The 22764-nt window shown below is 71.8% G+C and carries 21 protein-coding genes and 1 pseudogene; 12 read left to right on the forward strand and 10 right to left on the reverse strand.

All coding sequences use genetic code 11. From position 1 onward, the window contains the following. Positions 1 to 34 precede the first annotated feature (34 nt). Entirely contained in the window at positions 35 to 853 is an 819-nt protein-coding gene (locus tag ACZ5NH_RS18770) for a universal stress protein (RefSeq protein ID WP_468776568.1), read from the reverse strand. 197 nt (positions 854 to 1050) lie between these two features. Between ACZ5NH_RS18770 and ACZ5NH_RS18775 the strand changes: the two genes are divergently transcribed. From ACZ5NH_RS18775 to ACZ5NH_RS18785, 3 genes are all read left to right on the forward strand, one after another. Continuing rightward, a complete protein-coding gene (locus tag ACZ5NH_RS18775; RefSeq protein WP_468776570.1) occupies positions 1051 to 1920 on the forward strand; it encodes a universal stress protein in 870 nt (289 codons plus the stop codon). Next, a complete protein-coding gene (locus tag ACZ5NH_RS18780) occupies positions 1913 to 3481 on the forward strand; it encodes a bifunctional aminoglycoside phosphotransferase/ATP-binding protein (RefSeq protein WP_468776572.1) in 1569 nt (522 codons plus the stop codon). The genes ACZ5NH_RS18775 and ACZ5NH_RS18780 overlap by 8 nt, the downstream gene beginning before the upstream one ends. Positions 3482 to 3558: 77 nt before the next feature. Then, positions 3559 to 4593 (forward strand): alcohol dehydrogenase catalytic domain-containing protein, encoded by a 1035-nt coding sequence (locus ACZ5NH_RS18785; protein WP_468776574.1) that lies wholly within the window; start codon positions 3559 to 3561, stop codon positions 4591 to 4593. Here the strand turns inward: ACZ5NH_RS18785 and ACZ5NH_RS18790 are convergent. From ACZ5NH_RS18790 to ACZ5NH_RS18815, 6 genes are all read right to left on the reverse strand, one after another. After that, positions 4588 to 4851, reverse strand: coding sequence for an acyl carrier protein (locus ACZ5NH_RS18790; protein ID WP_468776576.1), 264 nt, complete (start codon positions 4849 to 4851; stop codon positions 4588 to 4590). The genes ACZ5NH_RS18785 and ACZ5NH_RS18790 overlap by 6 nt on opposite strands. 5 nt (positions 4852 to 4856) lie before the next feature. Then, positions 4857 to 6404, reverse strand: a complete 1548-nt coding sequence (locus ACZ5NH_RS18795; RefSeq protein ID WP_468776578.1) for a dihydrolipoamide acetyltransferase family protein — start codon at positions 6402 to 6404, stop codon at positions 4857 to 4859. A gap of 1 nt (position 6405) precedes the next feature. Then, positions 6406 to 7485, reverse strand: coding sequence for an alpha-ketoacid dehydrogenase subunit beta (locus tag ACZ5NH_RS18800; protein ID WP_468776580.1), 1080 nt, complete (start codon positions 7483 to 7485; stop codon positions 6406 to 6408). Then, the gene (pdhA, locus tag ACZ5NH_RS18805; protein WP_468776582.1) at positions 7482 to 8507 is read right to left on the reverse strand and encodes a pyruvate dehydrogenase (acetyl-transferring) E1 component subunit alpha; all 1026 of its coding nucleotides are present in this window, start codon (positions 8505 to 8507) and stop codon (positions 7482 to 7484) included. The genes ACZ5NH_RS18800 and pdhA overlap by 4 nt, the downstream gene beginning before the upstream one ends. Then, the gene (gene acsA / locus ACZ5NH_RS18810) at positions 8504 to 10336 is read right to left on the reverse strand and encodes an acetate--CoA ligase (protein ID WP_468776584.1); all 1833 of its coding nucleotides are present in this window, start codon (positions 10334 to 10336) and stop codon (positions 8504 to 8506) included. Before acsA ends, pdhA begins: the two co-directional genes overlap by 4 nt. A 155-nt stretch (positions 10337 to 10491) precedes the next feature. Continuing rightward, the gene (locus ACZ5NH_RS18815; protein WP_468776587.1) at positions 10492 to 12825 is read right to left on the reverse strand and encodes a heavy metal translocating P-type ATPase; all 2334 of its coding nucleotides are present in this window, start codon (positions 12823 to 12825) and stop codon (positions 10492 to 10494) included. A 225-nt stretch (positions 12826 to 13050) separates the two neighbouring features. Here ACZ5NH_RS18815 and ACZ5NH_RS18820 point away from each other — a divergent pair, with 225 nt between their 5' ends. The 9 genes from ACZ5NH_RS18820 to ACZ5NH_RS18860 all read left to right on the forward strand — a co-directional run bounded on the left by ACZ5NH_RS18820 (position 13051) and on the right by ACZ5NH_RS18860 (position 20786). Beyond that, complete coding sequence (locus ACZ5NH_RS18820) at positions 13051 to 13245, forward strand: hypothetical protein (protein WP_468776589.1); 195 nt, start codon at positions 13051 to 13053, stop codon at positions 13243 to 13245. A gap of 228 nt (positions 13246 to 13473) precedes the next feature. Further along, positions 13474 to 14658: a 4Fe-4S dicluster domain-containing protein gene (locus ACZ5NH_RS18825; protein WP_468776590.1), complete on the forward strand. Its 1185-nt coding sequence runs from the start codon at positions 13474 to 13476 to the stop codon at positions 14656 to 14658. Then, on the forward strand, positions 14655 to 15473 hold the full coding sequence (locus ACZ5NH_RS18830; RefSeq protein ID WP_468776592.1) for an FAD/NAD(P)-binding protein: 819 nt from the start codon (positions 14655 to 14657) through the stop codon (positions 15471 to 15473). Before ACZ5NH_RS18825 ends, ACZ5NH_RS18830 begins: the two co-directional genes overlap by 4 nt. A 1-nt stretch (position 15474) precedes the next feature. Beyond that, positions 15475 to 16323 (forward strand): NADH-quinone oxidoreductase subunit B family protein, encoded by an 849-nt coding sequence (locus ACZ5NH_RS18835; RefSeq protein WP_468776594.1) that lies wholly within the window; start codon positions 15475 to 15477, stop codon positions 16321 to 16323. A gap of 25 nt (positions 16324 to 16348) precedes the next feature. Then, on the forward strand, positions 16349 to 17695 hold the full coding sequence (locus tag ACZ5NH_RS18840; RefSeq protein WP_468776596.1) for a Ni/Fe hydrogenase subunit alpha: 1347 nt from the start codon (positions 16349 to 16351) through the stop codon (positions 17693 to 17695). Beyond that, positions 17692 to 18171, forward strand: coding sequence for a hydrogenase maturation protease (locus ACZ5NH_RS18845; protein ID WP_468776598.1), 480 nt, complete (start codon positions 17692 to 17694; stop codon positions 18169 to 18171). Before ACZ5NH_RS18840 ends, ACZ5NH_RS18845 begins: the two co-directional genes overlap by 4 nt. A gap of 122 nt (positions 18172 to 18293) precedes the next feature. After that, positions 18294 to 19172 (forward strand): universal stress protein, encoded by an 879-nt coding sequence (locus tag ACZ5NH_RS18850; protein WP_468776600.1) that lies wholly within the window; start codon positions 18294 to 18296, stop codon positions 19170 to 19172. A 417-nt stretch (positions 19173 to 19589) separates the two neighbouring features. Continuing rightward, positions 19590 to 20210, forward strand: coding sequence for an Rv1733c family protein (locus ACZ5NH_RS18855; protein WP_468776601.1), 621 nt, complete (start codon positions 19590 to 19592; stop codon positions 20208 to 20210). 132 nt (positions 20211 to 20342) lie between these two features. After that, on the forward strand, positions 20343 to 20786 hold the full coding sequence (locus tag ACZ5NH_RS18860) for a universal stress protein (RefSeq protein WP_468776603.1): 444 nt from the start codon (positions 20343 to 20345) through the stop codon (positions 20784 to 20786). Between the two features lie 281 nt (positions 20787 to 21067). Here ACZ5NH_RS18860 and ACZ5NH_RS18865 read toward each other — a convergent pair. The 3 genes and pseudogenes from ACZ5NH_RS18865 to ACZ5NH_RS18875 form a co-directional block, all read right to left on the reverse strand. Then, positions 21068 to 21274, reverse strand: a pseudogene (locus tag ACZ5NH_RS18865) (cation-transporting P-type ATPase); the annotation flags it as partial. Further along, positions 21271 to 21729, reverse strand: a complete 459-nt coding sequence (locus tag ACZ5NH_RS18870) for a CBS domain-containing protein (RefSeq protein WP_468776604.1) — start codon at positions 21727 to 21729, stop codon at positions 21271 to 21273. The gene ACZ5NH_RS18870 and the pseudogene ACZ5NH_RS18865, both read right to left, overlap by 4 nt. Before the next feature lie 39 nt (positions 21730 to 21768). After that, complete coding sequence (locus tag ACZ5NH_RS18875) at positions 21769 to 22758, reverse strand: Acg family FMN-binding oxidoreductase (RefSeq protein WP_468776606.1); 990 nt, start codon at positions 22756 to 22758, stop codon at positions 21769 to 21771. Between the last annotated feature and the right edge of the window lie 6 nt (positions 22759 to 22764).

A 22764-nucleotide genomic window follows, 5' to 3' on the forward strand; every position in this document is an offset into this window, starting at 1 on the left:
GGAAAGCCGGTCGTGCGGCCGGGTCCTGCGGCGGTCACATCTGGGGTACGACGGCCACGGGACACGGCGCGTGATGCAGCAGTGCGTGGTTGACCAGGCCGAGTTGCAGCCCCGGATGCCCAAGTCGCCGCCGGGCACCCACGACCAGCAGATCTGCGGTCGACGCGGCCTCCAACAGCGCCTGGCGCGCCGGTTTCTCGATCAAGCGCCGGCTCACTGCGGCGTCGCCGTACCTTTCCACGGGCTGGCGCAGAGCGTCGTCGAGCACCTGCGCCGGGGGACGCCGGTGGGCCTCCAACAGCCATGAGGGTGCCTGTGGTGTCGTACAGGCACCGGACGGTGCGCTCCAGGCGTGTACGGCGTCGAGTCGGCAGCGCCGCACCTGGGCCTCGCGCACCGCGAAGTCCACGGCCGTGCCGCTGCCCTCCCCGTCCTCGACACCCACGACGACACTTCCGAACCGGGCAGCGCGGTGCTCCGAACTGCCGCGGACCACGACCACCGGGCAGTCGGCGCGTGCGGCCACGGCGAGGCTGACCGAGCCGAGGAGCATGCCGGAAAGATCTCCGAGTCCCCTGTTCCCCAGGACCAGTGCGAAGGCATTACGCCCCTTGTCGACCAGGGCGGAAGCCGCGTCATCGTGCGACACCTCGCTGGACAACCGCACCGCCGGAGCGCCCTCCCTGGCGCGCGCCGAGGCAGCGCTGATCACGGCGGACGCCTCCTGCTCACCGGCCGCCGCGTGCAGCAGGTGGAGCGGGATCCCGTGCCGGGCCGCCTCGTCGGCGGCCCAGTCGACGGCCTCAAGGCTCGCCTCGGATCCGTCGACGCCCACCACCAGGGGAATCGTCACCGCGCCTGTCTCCTCTCCTGCCGCACGCCCCGCTTTCGCGCCCGCCCCCGGGGTCCACATGCGCCGTGGCGAGGACCGGGAGATCCTCGAAGGGGAGAAACTCGCCGCTCCCGGTATGCAGGCGATGTCCGGACCGTCCACGCGACCGGACTCGTTCGCCGTCCCCTCCAGCTTCTTACGAGACGGAGACCGCCGCCATGCAACCAGTCGTCACCGTGGGCCTCGACGGCTCGCCCGAGAGTCTGGCCGCCGCCCGGTGGGCCGCCGACGAGGCCGGGAGGCGAAAGCTCGCTCTCCGGCTGCTGCACGCGTGGCCGATGCTTGCCCCGGAACCGGCTCGCCTCCCCGCGGAAGTCGATCAGAACTACTGGGCGAAGCGTCTCGTCAACACAGCACAGGCGGAACTCCGGAACCGCCACCCGGGCCTGGCCATCGACAAGAGCCTGGTCGCCGACGATGCCCAGCACGCCCTGCTCCAAGCGGCCTCCGAGTCGGAGATGGTCGTCCTGGGCTCCCGAGGACTCGAGTCCGTCGAGAGCTACTTCCTCGGCGACGTCAGCATGCCCGTCGTGGCACGGGCCGAGCGGCCCGTGGTGCTGGTGCGCGCCGAACCTCTGGACGAGGGGAGACCGGCCACGGCGGCGAGCCGTGTCGTTGTGGCCCTGAAACTGCACGGATCGCCGGACGACCTACTCGATTTCGCCTTTCATACCGCTGCGGCCAGGGACGTTCCCGTCCTCGCCGTCCACGGCCGCAGCGTGCCGCTCCGCGCACGTACGCCCTGGGGAGTGGACCACGGCTTCAGTGAGGAGACGACCCGGGACGCGCAGGAGCAGGTGAGCAGAGCGCTGCAGCCGTGGCGGGAGAAGTACCCGCGGGTGGACGTGGCCGACAGCATCCGTCTCGAAAGCCCCGCCAAGGCCGTCGTACGAGCCGCGGAGGGCGCCTCACTGCTGGTCGTCGGCCGACGCCGGCACCGTACCGGTCTGGCGCCCCACCTCGGTCCGGTGGCGCAGGCCGCCGTCCATCATGGACGCTGCCCGGTCGCCGTGGTTCCTCATGACTGAGCCCGGTCTCCACGAGCCGCGTGCTGACGTGTCCGCTCTGCGGTCGAGTGCTCCGCACGACGGGGAGCCGCCGTCGCGCGCTGCGGTGTGCGAGACCCACACCGCGACGCTGTTCTTCGTCGGCGACCGAGCCTACAAGCTCAAGAAGCCGGTCGATCTGGGGTTCCTGGACTACACCACGGTCGCGGCCCGCCGAGCCGCCTGCGAGCGCGAAATAGCCCTCAATCGCCGGTTCGCCCCCGACGTCTACGTGGGACTCGGTGAGTTCCGCAGTCCCGACGGGGAGTCACCTGAACCAATCGTGGTGATGCGTCGCATGCCGGAGGAGCGCCGCCTCTCCCACCTCGTACGGGCGGGGGCTGTTGTGGACGACGTCCTTCGCACCGTCGCCCGGCAACTGGCGGCATGGCATGCGCACGCACCCCGTGGCCGCGACGTGGACGAGCAGGGCACGCGGGACGCGCTGTCGGCACGATGGGAGGCGAGCTTCGCGCAGGTCCGGACCCTGGCCGCGGACGGCGCCGTACCCGACTGCCTGACGGAGACCGAGGGGCTGGTGCGCCGCTATCTCGCAGGTCGCAAGCGGCTGTTCGACGCCCGCATCGAGCAGGGGCGGGTGGTCGACGGCCATGGCGACCTGCTCGCCGAGGACGTCTTCTGCCTCGACGACGGCCCCCGGGTCCTGGACTGCCTGGAGTTCGACGACCGACTCCGCTACGTCGACGGCCTCGACGACGCCGCCTTCCTCGCCATGGACCTGGAACAGCTCGGGGCTCGGGAGGCCGCGGCGTACTTCCTCGCCCGGTACGGCGAATACTCCGGGGATCCCGCGCCCCCGTCCCTGTGGCACCACTACGTCGCCTACCGCGCCTTCGTCCGGGCCAAGGTCTCGGTGATCCAGGCCCGACAGGGCGCGCCCGCCGCCGAAGCCGCGGCGCGGCGGCTCGCCTCCATGGCACTGCACCACCTGCGCACCTCCGCCGTCGGCCTCACTCTCGTCGGCGGACTGCCGGGCAGCGGGAAGTCCACCCTCTCCGGAGCCCTGGCCGACCGGCTGGGGGTCACCCTGCTCAGCAGTGACCGCATGCGCAAGGAGCTGGCGGGCATCCCGGCGGAGCAGTCCGCCGCGGCGGGCTACGGCGAAGGGCTGTACACGCCCGAATGGACGGCCAGAACCTACGCCGCACTGCTCGACCGCGCGGCCGCACTGCTTTCCTCCGGTGAATCGGTGGTCCTCGACGCCACCTGGTCCGACGCCGCACAGCGCGAGGCAGCTCTGCGCCTGGCCGACCGAACCAGCGCCGACCTGGTGGCCCTCCACTGCCAGGTGCCGGGCGAACTGTCGGCGGCTCGCCTGAGCACGCGCGCCCCGGGCATCTCCGACGCCGGTCTCGACATCGCCAACGCCATGGCTGCCAAGGAGCCGCCGTGGCCCGAGGCCGTCCCGGTCGACACCAGTGGCGCGCTGGAGTCCGCGGTGGCCCAGGCGCTGGCGGCCGTACGCCCGTGGGGCAGCGGTCAGGCACCGGTCTTCCGCCGCCCGTACATGGAGCCGGACTGAGGTGTTGCGAGTGGCCGTGTTGCCCGGGTGCGGTGCGGGGGTGACCGTGGAGGTGGGGGAGCGAGGGAGTGAAAGCGGTGCGAGCGCTCGTCTACCACGGCCCGGCACACACCTCCTGGGACACCGTCCCCGATCCGGTGATCGAGGAGGCGACCGACGCGATCGTCCGGGTCGACGCAACGACCGTCTGCGGCACTGATCTGCACATCCGGCGGGGCGACTTCCCCGAGGTGAAGCCGGGGACGGTGCTCGGCCACGAGGCAGTCGGCGAGGTCGTCGACATCGGTGAGCAGGTCCACCACCTGCGCCCCGGCGATCAGGTGATCGTGTCGTCCGTCTCGGCCTGCGGTGACTGCGCGGAGTGCCGTGACGGCAGGTACGGACAGTGCCGTGGGGGTGGCGGATGGATCCTGGGCAGTCTGATCAACGGCACCCAGGCCGAACTGGTCCGCGTGCCGTTCGCCGACCACTCCACCACCCGACGGCCCCCCGACCTTCCGCCCGTCGACGCCGTACTGCTCGCCGAGCTCCTCCCCACCGCCTACGAGGTCGGGGTCCGCAACGGACACGTCGGCCCGGGAGACACCGTCGTCGTGGTGGGCGCCGGTCCCGTCGGTCTCGCCACGGTGGTCCTTGCGCGGCTCTACTCGCCCCGCAGGATCATCGTCGTCGACCTGGCCGGCGCTCGGCTGGAGAACGCCAAGCGTGTGGGGGCGGATGCCGCCGAATCGCCAGGGACCCTGATCGCCGAGCTGTCCGAGGGTCCGGGCGCCGACGTGGTCATCGAGGCGTCCGGCGACCCCGACGGTTTCGTGCTCTGCACGCGCGCCGTCCGCACGGGAGGGCACATCGCCAACATCGGCACCCACGGCAAACCGGTGTCACTGCATCTGGAGTCCCTCTGGCGCAAGAACGTGACGATCAGCACCGGCCAGGTCGACACGTCCTCCACGCCGTGGCTGCTGGAGCTGTTGAGGTTCGGGCATCTGCCCGTCTCCCCGTTGGTCACCCACACGCTCGGCCTCGGCCGGATGGAAGACGCCTACGAGGTGTTCGCGCGCGGCACCAGCACAGGCGCCCTCAAAGTCGTGCTGCAGCGGGAGTCGTCATGACCCCTGGCCGGTCCTTTCGACCAGGAACCGCGTCGCGTCGGACAGCGTGGTCAGGTCCGGGTAGTCCTCTTCGTCGATACGGGCGCCTGCCCGCTCGGACAGCAGCTCGACCAGGCTGAGGAAATCGAGCGAATCCAGTTCGAGCACATCGCGGAACTTGTCGTCCGGTCCGACCAGGGTGAAATCGGCGTCGGGGATGATCTGCGTGATCGACTCCTTGATCAGTGACAGGGCCTCCGCGTTGTTCAGTGGCTTCATCTGACTCACAGTTCCTCCGGTCTCTGCAGAAGTCGGTCGACCGACATGAGATAGCGCGCCCCCACGGCGCCGTCCGTGGCCCGGTGGTCGGCGGCCAGGGTCGCGGTCACCACCGGACGCACTCCGAGCATGCCGCCCGCGGCCCAGGGCCGCTCGACGACCGCGCCGAAGCCCACCAGGGCGACCTGGGGCGGGTGGATCACCCCGAACACGGCCTCCACGCCCTGGTCGCCCAGGCTGGTGACGGTCAGGGTGGCGCCGGCCGTCTCGCTCCCGCGCAGCCGTCCTCGGCGGGCACGCTGTACCAACTCCTTCAGACGGGTCATGAGGACGTCGGGCGGCAGTGTGTCGGCGTTGTGGATCACCGGGGCGAGCAGACCACCCTGCCGGAGCGAGACCGCGATGCCCAGGTTGATCTCGGCGGCGGGGACGAATCCACCGTTCTGCCAGTAACCGTTGAGCGCCGGCACCTCGCGTGCCGCGACGGCGGCGGCTTTCAGCAGCAGGGCCGCCGGTACGAGTCGGTCGGTGGGCGTACGAGCGCGGTTGATCCGGCGGAGCCAGTCCTCGGCGGCCGTCAGGTCGATGGTGGTGGACAGGTAGTAGTGCGGGATCTCCCGCTTGGAGCGGCTCATGAGGTCGGCGATGGCACGGCGCATGGTGTCCGTACGGTCCTCCGGGCGGCTGTCTCTTCGTACGGCGGCGTCCGGACGCTTGTCGCCCATCAGCGGGCCTCGATCGGGTCGCTCGGGTCCGTTTCCTCCGGCAAGGGTGCGCATGGCCGTACGCACGTCCGCCGCCCGCACGGCTCCGCCGTCCCCGGTGCCCCGCACCGCCGCCAGGTCGACGCCGAGGTCCTGGGCGAGGCGCCGTGCGTACGGCGTGGCCCGCACCCTCGGGGTGAGAGGCGGCTGGGCGTGCTCCACGTCGGCACGTGTGATCCGGCCGCCCCGGCCGGTGCCGTGCAGTGTCGTCAGGTCGACACCGCGCAGCACGGCCAGGTGCCGTACGAGCGGACCGGCGCCGATCACCGAGTCGGCTCCACCGGGCGGCTCCGGGGGCGCATGTAGGTGTTCGTCGGTCGTCTCCTTCCGGGATGCGGCGAGTGCCGGCTCCGGAGCCGCCTCGGGCTTGCGGGCCGCCTTCTTCCGAGGCGCCGGACGCTGGTGCCGTGCGGCCGGTTCCTGGTCGGCCGCCGCGTGCGTGGGCGCCTTGTTCAAGACGGCGTCCCCGGTCGGCTCGGCGGACCTGGCCGGGACCCGCTCTGCCCCGGCTGTCACCGGCCCGCCTGAGACGCCCGCCCGCACGTCCGGTACGGCTTCGTCCTCGATCAGCGCGAGCGGTGTTCCCACCGGTACCCGGGTCCCCGGCTCGACGAGCAGCCGCCCCACCGTCCCGGACTCGAAGCACTCGACCTCGATGGCCGCCTTGTCGGTCTCCACGACCGCCATGACATCGCCCTTGTGCACCCGGTCCCCGGGACTCACGAGCCACTCCTGCAGCAGCCCCTCGTCCATGTCCGCGCCGAGCGAGGGCATGGTGAACGCGGTCATCTCAGCCCGACCTTCCGGTCCCCGGTTGCCGTTCCGCCCCGTTGGCTCCGGTCGGCACCGGTTCGCCCACGGCGCGGTGCGCGGCTGCGACGATTCCGCCGACCTGAGGCAGCGCGGCCTGCTCCAGCCTGCGTGCGTAGGGCATGGGCACTTCGGCGCTGCACACCCGCTCGACGGGGGCGTCGAGGTCGTAGAAGTGCTGTTCCGTGAGGCGTGCCGAGATCTCCGCGGCGAGGCTGCCGGTGCGCCAGCCCTCGTCGACGACGACGGCACGGTGCGTGCGCGCGACCGAGTCGCCGACGGTGGCGTCGTCCAGGGGGCGCAGCGTGCGCAGATCGATGACCTCGGCGCTGATGCCGCCGCTCGCGAGGTCGTCGGCGGCGGCCAATGCCTTGGGCAGGGAGCCGCCGTACGTGATCAGCGAGACGTCCGTGCCGGGCCGACGGACGGCCGCGTGGTCGATGTCGACCGGACCGGCGTGGGCGGGCAGGTCGCCCGAGACGTTGTACAGGCTGCCGTGCTCGAAGATCAGCACCGGGTCGGGGTCGGCGAGCGCGGGAGCCAGCATGTACCGGGCGTCGGTGAGAGTCGCCGGGGCGAGGACCCGCAGGCCGGGGATGTGCGCGTACCAGCCCTCCAGGCTGTGCGAGTGCTGGGCCGCGAGCTGTCGTCCCGCGCCCGTGGTCATCCGGATCACGATCGGTACGGGCAGTTGGCCGCCCGACATGTGCAGCAGGGTCGCCGCGTTGTTGAGGATCTGATCCAGGGCCAGCAGGCTGAAGTTGACCGTCATGATCTCGACGATCGGCCGCATGCCCGCGAGGGCGGCACCGATGCCCGCACCGACGAACGCCGACTCGGACAGCGGGGCGTCGCGGATCCGTTCGGGGCCGAACTCCTCCAGCAGGCCGAGGCTGACGCCGAAACAGCCGCCGTACCGGCCGACGTCCTCGCCCATCAAGAACACCCGCTCGTCGCTGCGCAACGCCTCGCGCATGGCCTCGCGCATGGCCTCCCGATACGTCGTCTTCCGGTCGGAAGGCGCGGCGGCTTCGGCGACACGCGTGTGCGTCGTGGTCATGGCCGGGTCACCTCCACCGGGCTGGTGACGTACTTCAGCAGATCCTCGACGGGCTCTTCCGGAGCCTGTTCGGCCGCTTCCACGGCCGCGTCGATCTCGGCGGCCAGACGGTCCTCCAAGATGGTGCGGGCCTCGTCGGAAAGCTCCTTCGCATCCCACAGCCGCCGGGCGAGCCCCTCTACCGGGTCGCGTTCCTTCCAGTGCTCGATCTCGGCCTTGTCGCGGTAGCGGTCGGAGTCGTACATGGAGTGGGCGCGGAAGCGGTACGTGCGCATCTCCAGGAAGTGCGGTCCGGTTCCGGCACGCACCCCTTCGGCGGCCCGCCGGGCGGCGTCCTCGACGGCGAAGACGTCCATGCCGTCGACGGCCCAGGAGACCATGCCGTACGCGGCCGCGCGCAGCGCGAGGTCGGTCTGGGCCTGGTGGCGGGCCAGCGCGGTGCCCATGGCGTACAGATTGTTCTCGCAGACCAGCAGCAGGGGCAGTTGCCAGAGCGCGGCGAGGTTGGCGGTCTCGTGGAACTCACCCTCGGCGAAGGCGCCGTCGCCGAAGAAGCAGCAGGTGACGCGGCCCTGTCCGGTCATGCGGTCGGCGAGGGCGAGGCCGGCCGCGAGGGGGAGCCCGCCGCCGACGATCGCGTTGCCGCCGTAGAAGCGGCGGCCGGCGTCGAAGAGGTGCATCGAGCCGCCACGGCCGCGGCTGCATCCGGTGACCTTGCCGAACATCTCGGCCATGATCGCCTCGGCCGGGACGCCGCGGGCGAGTGCGTGCCCGTGTTCGCGGTACGTCGACACGACCGCGTCGTCGTCCGTGAGCGCCTCGTTGACGCCGACGGCCACGGCTTCCTCACCGATGTAGAGGTGCATGAATCCCCGGATGCGCGCCGCGCTGTACAGCTCCACGCAGCGTTCCTCGAACCGGCGGACGCGCAGCATCGACTCCAGCAGGGCCAGACGATGTGCGGCCTGACGGTTCGGCCGGGCGGCGGGCCGTGGTGCGCGGGGGCTGCGTGTGGTGGTCATGCGGGCTGCTCCGTCCTCGCCGTGGAGGCGGCCTCCGAAGCGGAGTCCTCAAGGGTGGAGATGTCGCCCTCGGGCAGCCCGAGTTCCCGTGCCCGCAGCAGGCGGCGCATGACCTTGCCGCTGCGGGTGTGCGGCAGGTGCTGGTCGAAGGCGATCTCGCGGGGCGCCACGGCCGGGCCCAGCCGGCGCCTGGCGAAGGCCAGCAGATCCCGCCGGGTCGCGCTGCTCGCGTCGAAGCCCGGCCGCAGCGTGACGAACGCCTTCACGATGTTCCCTGCCACGGGGTCCGGCCGCCCGATCACCCCGGACTCGGCGACCGCCGGATGCTCCATCAGAGCGCTCTCGACCTCGAACGGCCCGATGAGGTGTCCTGCCGACTTGATGACGTCGTCGGCGCGCCCGACGAACCAGTACCAGCCGTCGGCGTCGCGCCGTACCAGGTCACCGGTGAGGTACCAGCCGTCCGCGAAGGCCGCCGCACTGCGTGGCTCGTCGTGCAGGTAGCCGCGGAACATGGACGGCCAGCCGGGCCGGAGCGCCAGCTCGCCCTCAACGCCCGGCTCTTCCAGTACGGTGACGTGCCCGTCGGCGACCTCGGCCCGGCCGTCCTCGCCGCGCCGCAGTACCGCCGCCTGCACACCGGGCAGTGGGCGCCCCATCGAGCCGGGGCGGATGTCGCAGGCGGCGAAGTTGGCGATCATGATGGCGCCGGTCTCGGTCTGCCACCAGTTGTCGTGCACCGGCAGGCCGAGCACGTCCCGACCCCACACCACCGCCTCCGGATTGAGCGGTTCGCCGACCGACGCGATGAACCGCAGCGCACTCAGGTCGAAGGAGCGGGGCAGGTCGTACGGCCCCGTCCTCGGCGTCGTGCGCATCAGCATGCGCAGAGCTGTCGGTGCCGTGTACCAGACGCTCACCCGCTGCTCGGCGAGGATCCGGTACCAGCGGCGGGCGTCGTAGTCGCCCTCGTCCACCACGACGGTCACGCCGTGCATGAGAGGGGCGACGATCCCGTAGGACATGCCGGTGACCCAGCCCGGGTCGGCGGTGCACCAGAACACGTCGTCCTCGTGGAGGTCGAGGGCGTACAGCGCGGTCATGTAGTGGGCGACGGCCGCCTCGTGCACGTGCACCGCGCCCTTGGGGATGCCGGTCGTGCCGCTCGTGAAGTGCAGCAGGGCCATGTCGTGGGGGCAGGTCGGCGGGATCGTGAAGGTGTCGGCCGCGTCGGCCATCAGCGCGGTGAGGGACAGGGTGCCGGGCAGGTCGTCCGCCCCGTCGCCGACGATCAGTACGTGGCGCAGGGCGGCGAGCCGGGCGCGCTGCCGGGCGACCTTCCTGCGGTACAGGTCCGCCGTGGTGACCAGCACCTGTGCGTCGCCCAGCGTCATCCGCTGGAACACCGGGTCCGGTCCGAAGGCGGAGAACAGCGGGCACAGGACACTGGTGTTCTTCAGCGTGCCGAGGACCACGGTGTACAGCTCGGGACAGCGCCCCAGCAGCGTCACCACCCGGTCGCCGTACCCGATCCCGAGGCCGCGGAGCACGTTGGCGAACCGTGCCGTCTCGCGGGCCAGCTCCCCGTAGGTCACCGAGGTGACGGAGTCGTCCCGTCCCACGCAGCGCAGCGCGACCGCTGTGGCCCGCTCCGACGCCGCGTGCCGGTCCACGGCCTCGTGCGCGATGTTCAGTCCCCGCCCACCGGGCAGCCCCTGCAGCCCGCCGCGTGCCGCCTGCCACGAGAAGTTCGCGCACTCCTTGTCGTAGTCGCGCAGGTTGGGGGCGGTGCGCGGCGCGGGATCCTTAAGGATGGTCGCCCAGGGCATGCCGACCCTCCTTCCTTCGGCCTGCTTCGACGATCCGCCCCGGACCGCCCCGCACGCACTGGGTCGAAGGGCCCCCGTCCGCGGCCGGACGGCTCAGATCCGCGTCATCCTTCTCGCCCGCCGGCGCGGAACGAGGTGGCTGATGATGCCGTCCTTCAGGGAGCGAGGGAGAAGTAGTTCTCCTCCTCCTGGGTGAAGTGCAGGCGCAGGACCGTGTTCAGGCCGTAGAGACACGAGCGCAGGTCGTCGAGCTGCTCGGGGGAGAGGCCCCCGCTTGCGTGAGCAAGTTGCAGGTGGGTGGCGATGCGGCGGGAGAGACGTTCTATTTCGGTGTGGGCACGGCTCATGGTGGCGGTGGCCTCGGGTCCGCCGAGCGTCGGCGCGAGGGCCGGGTACAGCTCGTGCTCCTCGGCGTACTCGTGCGGGAGGAGCCGTTCCATGAGCAGCCGGTGGGTCTCCTCGACGGCTTCCAGGGCCTGGGGGTCAGGGGAGTCGGAGAGTCGGTCGGCGGTGTCGCGGACGGATTCGAGGACGTCCTGGAGCCCTTCGTGTTCGGCCGCGAAACGGTGGATGAGGGCCTCGGCGGCGGGGGCGAGGGCCGGCCGTGCGGTGCGGTCGGTGCGCAGGGCGCGCAGGGCGTTGAGGATGACGGCGACGTCGATGCCCTCCTGGAGCAGCGCGCCGGCGGCGGGCGGGAGCAGGCCGACAGCGGCCGCGGCCATCGCCGCCAGGGACATCAGCATGCCGCCGAGGGCGCTCTGGACGGCGATGCGCCGCGCGCGTTGGGCGATGGCGACGGCGTCGGCGAGGCGGTCGACGCGATCGGTGGTCAGGATGATGTCGGCCGCTTCGGAGGACGCGGTGGAGCCGCGTGCGCCCATGGCGACGCCGATGTCGGCGGCGGCCAGGGCGGGCGCGTCGTTGACACCGTCGCCCACCATCACCGTGACCGCGTGCTCGCCTTCGGACCGTACGGCGGCGACCTTCTCGGCGGGGGACAGTTCGGCACGTACGTCGTCCAGACCGAGGATGGTGGCGACTTCGCGGGCGGGTGCGGCACGGTCGCCGGTGAGCATCAGCAGCCGCGTGAAGCCCGCCGCCCGCAGGTGGCGCAGGGTGCGCGGTGCGTCGGGGCGCAGCGGGTCGCGCAGCAGGATCGCGCCGGCCAGGTGTCCGTCGAGGGTCAGCCAGGCGACGGCCGCGCCGTCGAGGAGGGCGCGCTTGTCGACCGCACGGGCCCAGGTCGGCCGGTCCTCGCCGGCGGCGATACGGCCGATGGCGAGCCGGTGCCCATCGGCGGTGCCGGTGGCGCCCCGGCCCGGTTCCTCGGTGACGTCGGAGGGGATCGACAGCTCCAGCTTGCGATCCCGGGCGGCGTCGACGATGGCCTGGGCCAGTACGTGGGGCGAGTACTGGTCGAGGGAGGCCGCCAGGCGCAGGACTTCCGTGGGTTTGACGCCGGGGGCGGCGGTGACGTCGACAACGCGTGGCCGGCCTCGGGTGAGGGTGCCGGTCTTGTCGAGCAGGAGGGTGCGGGCGCGGCCCAGGTTCTCCAAGGCGCCGCCGTCGCGGATGACGACGCCGATGCGGGAAGCACGGGAGAGACCGGAGACGATGGCGACCGGTGCCGCCAGCAGCAGCGGGCACGGGGTGGCGACCACCAGTACGGCGACCGCTCGTACGGCCGAGCCGCTGATCAGCCACGCCAGTCCCGCCCCCGCCAGGGACAGCGGCAGGAACCAGGCCGCGTACCGGTCCGCCAGCCGCACGACCGGCGCGGACCCGGCGCCGGCCTGCTGGGCCAGTCGCACGATCCCGGCGTATGTGCTGCCCTGCTCGGTGGCCGTGGCCCGCATCTCGAAGGCGCCTCCGGCGTTGACCACGCCGCTGCGCACGGTTTCCCCGCCTGCCCGCTCGACCTGCAGGGGCTCACCGGTGAGCACCGACTCGTCGAGGACCGCGGCGGCGCTCTCCACACGGCCGTCGACGGGAACCACCTCACCGGGGCCGACGACGAGCAGGTCACCGGCGGCGACCTCCGCCAGCGGCACCGTGGTCACCCCGCGGCGAGTGCGGCGGCGTGCGGAGCGTGGTGCGTGTTCCAGCAAGGTACGCAGGTCGTGCGAGGCGCGTCGCTGGGCTGCGGCCTCCAGTGTGCGGCCAGTTGCCAGCATGAGTGCGATCAGGGCACCGGCCAGGTACTCGTGCACGGCCAGAGTGCCGCCGAGCGCGAGTACGGCGATGAGGTCCACACCTGTGCGGCCCTGCCGCAGCGCGGCCAGCACCCATCCCACCGCGGGAACGAGGGCGAAGAGAGTGCCCAGCTCCCAGAAGAGGCCGGCCAAGTCACCGGCGTCCATGAGCCAGGCGATGCCACCAGCGATCAGGGCCGCTGCGGTCACGGCCAGCAGGACGGGTTCGAGCCGCGGCGAGACACCCGCCACGATCGAGCGACGCAGTCGTGCCGTGAGGGAGGGTCGGTCATTCATGGCATACCTGAGTGTTGGGTGCGATGACTCTCGGGTCGGTCCTTCTTCATGACATCGCCGCACCACGAGTGCACGCCAGGGGACGTTCGTCCCTGTTCCAGGGCCGACCGCTGAACGCATTCGGTCGCACTCGCCGCCTTCGCTGAGAGGCGTGGTCGGAACGGACCGCCGCCGTCACGACTGGTGCGGTGCTGCTGGTCCTGTTCGCCGTCGCTGGGCCGCCGGATGGCCGTGCACGTCCTCGCCTACCTGTGGCGCCTGCCGCGCCTCATCGGCGCCGACCAGCGCCGCCGTCCCGCACGTCACGGGATCGCAGCCCCGCGACGCGCCCGCCGCTGGTCCCTGCTGGCGCTGTCGGTAGGCGCGGGCCTGATCGTCGCGCTCGCAGGAGACCACCTGGTCTCCGGCTGGACCAGGTAGAGCCTGAGCCCGCCCATCTCCGCGAGAGATCGTCGCCGCTCCGGATCACCTGCCCGTAGTTTCTCTCAGCCACCACCACTGTCGGCTCCGGTCAACGGGACCAATGGACCCCGCATACGTGTCCACGTGGCTCTGTCGGAACGGCACCACAGCGGAAATGCTGCGATCGTGGGTCTGAGGGGACGGCGGGGCTCCACGTGCCGTCCGCTGTGCCGAAGGAGGCCGGTCATGAGCACCGACGCCGATGTGCATGCCTCCCAGCTGCCCGCGTCCGACGGACTCGTCATGGGCAAGGACGGTATGGCCGCGCTCGTGGACGTGCTGATCCGCCGCGGCTTCACCGTGGTCGGGCCCACCGCGCGGGACGGCGCCATCGTGCTGGCGGAGCTGCGGTCGGCCGACGAGTTGCCGTACGGATGGGGTGTGGAGCTGGAAGCCGGGCGGTACCGGCTGCGGGAGCGGCCCGACGGCGCGGCCTTCGCGAACGCGGCGGGTCCCCAGTCGTGGAAGTCCTTCCTGCACCCGGCACGGGTGCGGGAATGGAGCGCCGACCAGGTGGATGGCGATCTCATCATCACGGCCGACCAGGCCACGCCGCCTCGGTACGCCTTCCTGGGTGTGCGCCCCTGCGATCTGAGGGCCATCGCCATCCAGGACCGCGTACTGACCGGTGGGGCGTACCGCGATCCCGGCTACGAGGGGCGGCGTTCCGGGGCACTGCTGATCGTGGTCGAGTGCACGGAGCCCGGCGCCACGTGCTTCTGCGTCTCGATGGGCACCGGGCCCGCCGCTGGTCCCGGCTACGACCTGGTGATGACCGAAGTGGTCGACGAGGACGGGCACCGCTTCTGGATGCGCAGCGGCAGCGAGGAAGGCGCGGAGATCCTGGCCGAACTGCCCGCTCGTCCGGCCGACCCGAAAACCCGGGAGACGGCTCGCGCGGGCGTCACGGCCGCCGCGGACCGCATGGGCCGGACCATGCCCGAGGCAGACCTGCGGGAGCTGATGGCCGGAACCCTCGACGCCCCCCGCTGGGACGACGTCGCCGGGCGGTGCCTGACGTGCGGTAACTGCACCATGGTGTGCCCCACCTGCTTCTGCACCACCACCGAGGACGTCACCGACCTCACCGGCGACCACGCGGAGCGGTGGCGGCTGTGGGACTCCTGCTTCGACCTGGACTTCTCCCAGCTGCACGGCGGTCCGGTCCGCGCCTCCTCGCGCAGCCGCTACCGGCAGTGGATGACCCACAAACTCGGCACCTGGTACGACCAGTTCGGGTCGTCCGGCTGTGTGGGCTGCGGACGCTGCATCGTGTGGTGCCCGGTCGGCATCGACATCACCGAGGAAGCGGCCGCCCTCCACGACTGGACACAGTCCCGCGGGCCGACAACGGAGTCGGAGCAGGAATGACCACCGTGCTGCCACCGCTGCCGTACCGGGTCGCCGACACCTGGGCCGAGACCACCGACACCCGGTCGGTCGAGCTGGTCCCGGCCGGACGGAAACTCCCGCCTTTCGCACCAGGGCAGTTCGCGATGATCTATGCGTTCGGGGTCGGTGAGGTGCCCATCTCTGCCAGTGCCCTGCAAGGCAGCCACGGAGGGCTCGTACACACCGTGCGTGCGGTGGGACCGGTCTCCGCCGCCCTCTGCCGACTGCGCCCGGGCGACAGCGTCGGGCTCAGTGGGCCGTACGGCACCGGCTGGGACCTCGAAGCGGCGGTCGGCCACGACGTACTGATCGTCGCCGGCGGCATCGGCCTGGCACCGTTGCGGCCGGTCGTCCACGCCGTCCTGGACCGGCAGGCGGCCTACGGTCCGCTCGCGGTCCTCGTCGGCGCCCGTACCCCTGCCGATCTAGTCTATCACGACGAGATCGAGAGCTGGCGCGGTCGGGCCCGGGTGGAGGTGACCGTCGACCGGCCCGCCCCGGGCTGGCAGGGCGCGGTGGGCGTGGTCACCACGCTCCTGGACAGCCTCGAACTGCGCCCGGAACGGACCTGCGCGTTGGTGTGCGGGCCTGAGGTGATGATGCGTCACACCGCGCGCGACCTCGTGGCCCGGGGCCTGGCCCCGCACCGCATTCAGGTGTCCCTGGAACGCAACATGCACTGCGCCACCGGCCACTGCGGCCACTGCCAGCTCGGTCCGCTCCTGCTGTGCCGCGACGGGCCGGTCGTCGGCTACGACCGCGTGGCGCCCCTGCTCCTTGTGAGGGAGTTGTGACATGGCCACCGAACCTGGGCATGCCCGCGACCCGCGGCCGACGCTCGCCGTGTGGAAGTTCGCCTCCTGCGACGGTTGCCAGCTGACCCTGCTGGACTGCGAGGACGAACTCCTCGGCCTCACCGAGCGCCTACGGATCGACCACTTCCTGGAGATGACACCGGCCGAGGGCGCCGACGGCGACCGGGCGCGGCTGGAGGGCCGGGGGCCGTACGACCTCTCCCTGGTCGAAGGGTCGATCACCACCGCCGAGGACGCCGAGCGGATCCAGCACGTCCGCCGCATCTCCCGGTACCTGGTGACCATCGGGGCCTGCGCCACCGCGGGCGGCATCCAGGCACTGCGCAACTTCGCCGACGTCGACGACTTCCTCGCCGCCGTATACGCCCGGCCGGAGTACATCGCCACCCTGGAGACCTCGACACCGATCTCGGCCCACGTGCCGGTCGACTTCGAGCTGCGCGGATGCCCCATCGACCGACGCCAGCTCCTCGAGGTCATCACCGCCTACCTGGCCGGCCGCAGGCCCCAGATCTCCAACCACAGCGTCTGCTTCGAGTGCAAGAGGCGCGGCACCACCTGCATCACCGTCGCCCACGGCACCCCCTGTCTGGGCCCGGTCACGCATGCGGGGTGCGGTGCCATCTGCCCCGCCTACGGACGCGGCTGCTACGGCTGTTTCGGACCCTCGAGCAAACCCAACCTGCGCTCCATGATCGCCCAGTTGCGCCACGACGGGATGAGCGAGCGGGACGTCCAGCGTGTCTTCCGCACCTTCAACGCCGCGTCGCCGGAATATGCCCCCGTACCCGACCTCGCGGCCGAGGAGCGACAGGGCCCTCCGGCCTGACGGACCCTCGCCCGGAAAGGCTCGCATGAACCATCGCGGAACCCGCGTCCTGCGGCTGGACGCGCTGGCCAGGGTGGAAGGCGAGGCCGCCCTCCACCTGCGCGTCGAGGGTGACACGGTCGCCGAGACGCGGTTGCGCATCTACGAACCCCCACGCTTCTTCGAGGCCTTCCTGACCGGCCGGGGCCACACCGAACCCCCTGACATCACCGCCCGCATCTGCGGCATCTGCCCGGTCGCCTACCAGATGAGCGCCTGCCAGGCGATCGAGAACGCCAGCGGCGTCACGGTCGACGGCCCCCTCGCGCAGCTGCGCCGCCTGCTGTACTGCGGCGAGTGGATCGAAAGCCACACCCTGCACATCTACCTGTTGCACGCCCCGGACTTCCTGGGGCGTGCCGACGTCGTGGAACTCGCCCGCGACCAACGAGCCGCCGTCGAGCGCGGCCTGAGGCTCAAGCAGGCCGGCAACGCGATCGTCGAACAGCTCGGCGGACGCCCCATCCACCCGGTCAACGTCCGGATCGGCGGCTTCTACCGGACGCCGGCACCGGACGAGCTGCGTCCTCTGGCGGAACGGCTGCGGCAAGCCCGGGACGACGCGCTGGAGACCGTCCGGTGGGTGGCGGCGTTCGACTTCCCCGACGCGGTGTGCGACCACGACCTGTTCGCGCTGCGCGACCCCGGCCGGTACGCCATCGACACCGGAACACCGGCGGTCATGGCCGTTGCCGACAACGGCCGGGCGCCGCACCCGATCCCCCTGTCCGACTTCGAACAGCACGTCCGGGAAGGGCAGGTACCCCACTCCACCGCCCTGACGGCCACGCTCGACGGCCGCCGCTACCTCACCGGCCCGCTGGCCCGCTACGCGATCAACGGCCAGTGGCTGCATCCCGTGGCCGCCGAGGCGGCGAGGGAAGCCGGTCTCGGTGATCCCGCGGCCCGCGCCATCTGCGACAACCCCTTCCGCAGCATCGTCGTACGGGCCATCGAAGTGGTGCAGGCCGTGGAGGAGGCCCTGCGGATCATCGACGCATACGAACGACCTCCCCGGCCGGCCGTCGAGGTCCCGCCCCGCCGGGGCGTGGGCGTCGGGGCCACCGAGGCGCCCCGGGGCCTGCTGTACCACCGCTACGCGCTCACAGAGGACGGCACGCTCACCGAGGCCCGCATCGTCCCGCCCACGGCCCAGAACCAGACGGCCATCGAGGAGGACGTGCGCAGAGCTGTCCAGGCTCGCCTCGACGGGCCCGGACCCGCCGCCGACGACGAGGAACTGACTCGTCTCTGCGAACGGGCCATCCGCAACCACGATCCCTGCATCTCCTGCGCCGCCCACTTCCTCGACGTGACCGTGGAACGCGCATGAGCGGGCGGGTCGTGGTGATCGGCGTGGGCAATCTCCTGCGTGGCGACGACGGGGTCGGCCCCGCAGCTGTGGAGGCCTTGCGGGGCCGGGTTCCCGACGGAACCGTCCTGACGGCCAGCGACGGTGAACCTGCCCGCATGCTCGACCTGTGGCGCGGCGCTGACACGGTGGTCGTGGTGGAAGCGCTCCGCGCACGGCCGAGCCGGCCAGGGGAGCTGCACACCCTCACGGCGGCGGACGCCGCCGCCCGAACAGCGGGTACGGCGAGTACGCATGCGCTCGGCCTCGGGGAGTGCCTCGCCCTGGCGGAGGCCCTCGACCAGCTGCCGCCGAGTCTCGTGGTGCACGCCATGGAGGTGGCCGACGTCGAACTCGGCGCCTGCCTGAGCGAAGCGGTGCGGTCGGCGCTCCCGGGGTTGGTCGACCAGGTCGCCGCCTCCGTGCGGCAGGCGTACGAGCGAAACCACGAGCGGTAGCGGGGCCGAAGGTCCCCCGGCACGGGTCGAACCGCCCTCGCGACCTGTGCCACGGGGATGCGACGGTGAAGGTCACCCCCCAGGTGCCGTCCGCCAGGCACCCAGGAAAGGCGGTGGGGACGATGACACTCCCTCTGGTGGTGGGCGTCGACGGATCGGACCCGTGTCTGACGGCGGTCGACTGGGCCGTGGACGAGGCCGTCCGCCACGGTGCTCCAATGAGGCTCGTGTACGCCTCCCTGTGGGAGCGCTATGAGGCGGGCCTTCCTTCGGTGGGCCCGGGGCGCCCTTCCGAGCAGGTGCTGGCCGAGCACATCGTGGCTTCGGCGGCCGATCGTGCCGAACGGCGCAACCCGGATGTCAAGGTCACCACCGACATCATCCCCGAGGACCCGGTGGCCGCTCTCGTTCACGAGGGCGCCCAGGCCTTCACGCTGGTGACTGGTTCGCGTGGCCGGGGCGAGGTCAAGGGACTGCTTCTCGGGTCGGTCGGTCTGGCCGTGTCGGCTCGGGCGCACTGCCCGGTGATCGTCGTCCGAGGCGATCCGGCGGGGCTCGCGGGCACGCATGAGCGGATCCTGCTGGGCATCGGTGACGCCGACGACACCAGCACCGAAGCCGTGCGGTACGCCTTCCGGGAGGCCGAAGTACGCGGCTGTGTCCTGGACGTGGTGCATGCCTGGCGCAGGCCCGCCTTCGACAGGAACGGCAACCGGATAGGTACAGGAGGGCCGGCGGACACGTACGAGGAGCGTGCCTCCGCTGTCGTCGATGCTCGGCTCAAGGCCGCGATCGCCGAGTATCCCCATGTTCGGACGCGCCCGGCGACGCCGGAGGGACCGGCCGCCAAGGTCCTCGTGGACCGGTCGGCCGCCGCCGACCTGGTGATCGTCGGGGCCCGGCGCCGAACGAGCGCCTTCGGATTCCAGCTCGGCCGCGTGAGCCATGCACTCCTGCACCACGCCCAGTGCCCGGTCGCGGTCGTGCCCGAACGGCGGTGAAGGGCCGAGGAATCGGCACACGATGGAGAGCGAGGCACGGACTCAGCCGAAGAGGCTCTGCACCCTGATGGTCTCGATGTGCCTCCACGTGCCGTCGGGCAGCAGCATGCGATCGCCTTCCGCGCTGCGAGCAACCGATCGGACGGGGCCGATGGCCGGGCGATGTGGCTCGCCGCCGAGCGCTCCTGGCAGAACCCGCCGGAGCACCGCAGGAGTCGCCCTGCGGAACGGCTTTGGGTGCGCCGGCTCATCGGCCCCTCCCGGAACGGTCGACACCCAGCATCGATCCCCTGGGCACCGTGACGGATGGGCCGAACGGCACTCACAAGGACCGTGAGGCCCATGTCCGGCCGGTTGGCGAGGCGGGAGGGTCAGAAGGGCGCACAGAACCGACGACTCCAGGGCGGAGGCCGTGCCATGCGGACACCCCGGACTCCCGGTCACCGGCCCGCCTCCGGCTCGCCCGGTGAGTCCTCCCGCAGGACCGGTGTTCGAAGCCCTTTGGAACGCCCGGTGGACCGGCTGGAGCGCGGGCTGCGCGTTGTCCTGACAGTCGTCGCCCTTGTGGTGCTGCCGTTGGCGGCGTGGGGTGCCGGACAAGCGGTGTACGGCCACTACACGCAGGTATGGCAGGTTCGGTCGGCCCGACTGCATCCCGTCGCGGCGCGGCTGCTGACGGACGCGAGGTCGTCCGGTGACCGCCGCGGGGCGCAGCCGGATTTCCATGCGCTGGTGCGCTGGAGCGACCGGGAAGGCAGCCGAACGGGCATAGCGCCGGTCAGGGCATGGCTTCACCGGGGAGCCACCGCGACGGTATGGCTCGACGCCCGCGGGGTCATCGCCGATCCCCCCGAGAACCGGGACTTCGCGGTGACCGCCGGTGTGGCGGTGGGCTTCGCGACGGCGTTCGGCGGTGTGGCTGCCGCCTACGGCGTCTGGCGGGCCGTCGACCGCAGCCTCGACCGCCGTCGCCTCGCCCAGTGGAACCGCGAGTGGGAGCGGGTGGAGCCCGGGTGGGTGACGCGCTACGGGCGCTGACGGCACCGTTGCTCCCGTCGCCCGTCATGCCGCCGGATGCTCATCCCTGGCGGTGCGGCGAGGGGCCCGCGGTGTGGAGAACAGAGGTGCACCGGCCCGGCGGGCACAGACACCGAAGGAGAGGTGGGACGCATGGACAAGGATGCCTCCGAGCACCGGGTGGTGGTCGGTGTCGACGGGTCGCAGTCCTCGTACGAGGCCCTGCGCTGGGCCGTGCGCTATGCCGGCCTGGTCGGCGGCACCGTGGACGCGGTCGCGGTGTGGGAGCTGCCGGGCCTGTACGGCTGGTCGGCGCCCGCCGTGGACATGGACGTCGACGAGGACGAGACCCGGCAGAAGATGAACCAGGAACTGACCGATGTGCTCGGCGCGGGAGCTGCCGGCTCGGTGCGGACCCACGTGGTGCACGGCAACCCCGCCGACGTCCTGCTGAGAGCAGCCGAAGGAGCCGAGCTCCTGGTCGTCGGCAGCCGGGGCAGGGGCGGATTCGCGCGTGCCCTGCTCGGTTCCGTCAGCCAGCATGTGTCGCAGCATGCGAGCTGCCCGGTGGTGATCGTGCGCTGCCAGAAGCAGTGACGCGAGGCCGGTCCCGTGCTGGGCCAGCTCACTGGAAGGCCGCGTGGATCTCCTGTTCGGTCGCCTCGTGCGACACGAGCAGCAACTCGTCGCCGGGGAGCAGCCGTGGTGCGGGGCACCATCGCCTGCAAGGACTCCGCGGTGCGCTCGGCGGAGTACTCCTGTGCGAAACCGATGCCGGCGTTCAGCAGCACCACACCGAGGATGGCCAGGGCCAGTTGCAGGGTGGCCGGGTCCCGGGGCTGTCCCAGCCAGTAGGCGAGGAACGTGATCGCCGAGGAGACGAGCAGGACGACCGCGAAAAGGTCGGTGAACTGGGCGAGCAGCCGACGCCAGACCTGGCCGTGGCTCGCTCCGGGCAGCTCGTTGGGGCCGTAGCGGTCCTGGGATGCTCGGCCGGTCCGCGGGTGGTGCCTGTGCCGCGGTCTCGCCGGCCGCCGCCGGACCGTCCTCGTGGAGCGCCGTCCTGTTCTGCCGGGTCTGTTCAGGGCTCATCCGGGGCTCCGGCCTCCTGGGGCGGTCCCGGCGGTTCCTGCAGGACGCTCCAGGCCACCGGCCCCAGCAGGTCGGCGAACCGCCGGAACAGGTCGAGGAACAGGTCGTCGATCGTCAGCACCCCCACCACCCGGCCCGCGTCCAGGACCGGAAGCCGGCGGACCCCCGTGCGACGGAACGCGCGATAGGCAGCCCCCAGATCCTCGACGGCCTCGACCGTGACGACGCGGGCCGACATCACCGCGTCCACCCGGGCCCTCCCGTCCAGGCCGCCGCCCGTGCCACGAACGGCGAGGTCGCGGTCGGTGACGATGCCGTGCAGTGCGCCGCCCTCGACCACCAGCACAGACCCGACGGCGCTCTCGGCCATCAGCCGGGCCACCTCGACCAGGGTGGCGCTCGGTGCCACGCACACCGGAGGAGCCGTCATCACTTCGGAGACCTTCATGCGCTTCTCCTCGCTGTCCCATCGCTCGCAGGGTCCGACTCAGAGAACGTCGAGTACTTCGGCCACCGCCCGCCGTGGGCTCGCGGGGCCTTCCGGGCCGTGACCGAGCCGGATGACCATCTGGACATGAGCCATCGCGGAGACGGGGTCGCGGACGGCCCACCGGATCTCGGGCCACTCCAGGGGCTGGGAAGTGACCGAGGCGACCAGCCCGTCCGTCGTGGCCTGGAGCAGGACCCGTTCCAGAGCCTGACCGGCCGACAACCAGTGCGCGGGCCCGTCGTGAGCCGTACCCAGCAGGGCGATGTTCGGTTCCCTCTCGAAGGGCGCCCAGCCGCGTTCAGGCACCGGACGGCCGACAGCGAAGTCCCGCACAGGGACCGAGGTGTGGCGCTGCCGAGGACCGAAAGCCTCGGCGGCGATGCCGTCAACGGCCCCGGCATCGCCGGAGGAGCCGGTGTGCGTCCAGCGCGCCGTCTCCTCACGCACGTCCGGCGCGAGCGCCTCCCTGCCCTCGGCGTCCCGCACCAGCTCCAGGATCGACTGCACGTGCCATGCGCCGGGGAACAGCAGCTGTGCGCCCTCGGCGAACGCGGCTTCCTGCAACGTCTCCTGCACGGCGACGGGGAGCGTCTCCTCGCGGAAGGGGAAGCGGCTGGAGTGACGGCGATGGATCGCAGGACTCAGCCTGGCGAGCGCCTTGTCGGGGGTTCCCGTGCCGCACAGATGCGCCTCGGCGAGGAACTCCGGGCAGGCCGGGTCCGGTAGCAACCGGACGACCGGCGCGAGCCCGGCTGCCGCGGCGGCCACGCGCAGGTTGAGCAGCGCGGCGCCGCACCCCACGTGCAGGCCGCGGTTCTCGGGGTCGGTCCGCGGGAGTGCCCGCTCCAGGTCCGCGTACAGCCGCAGGACACCGATGTCCCGCAGGTAGCGGAAGGTCCAGGGCTGGGCGTTGTGCAGCGAGGGCGCCGCCGCGGCGTTCGCCACGAGCCCGGTGACGGTGTCCACGTCGGGAGGTTGTGCAGTCACGGCGGC

This window comes from Streptomyces sp. NPDC031426 (assembly GCF_055581585.1).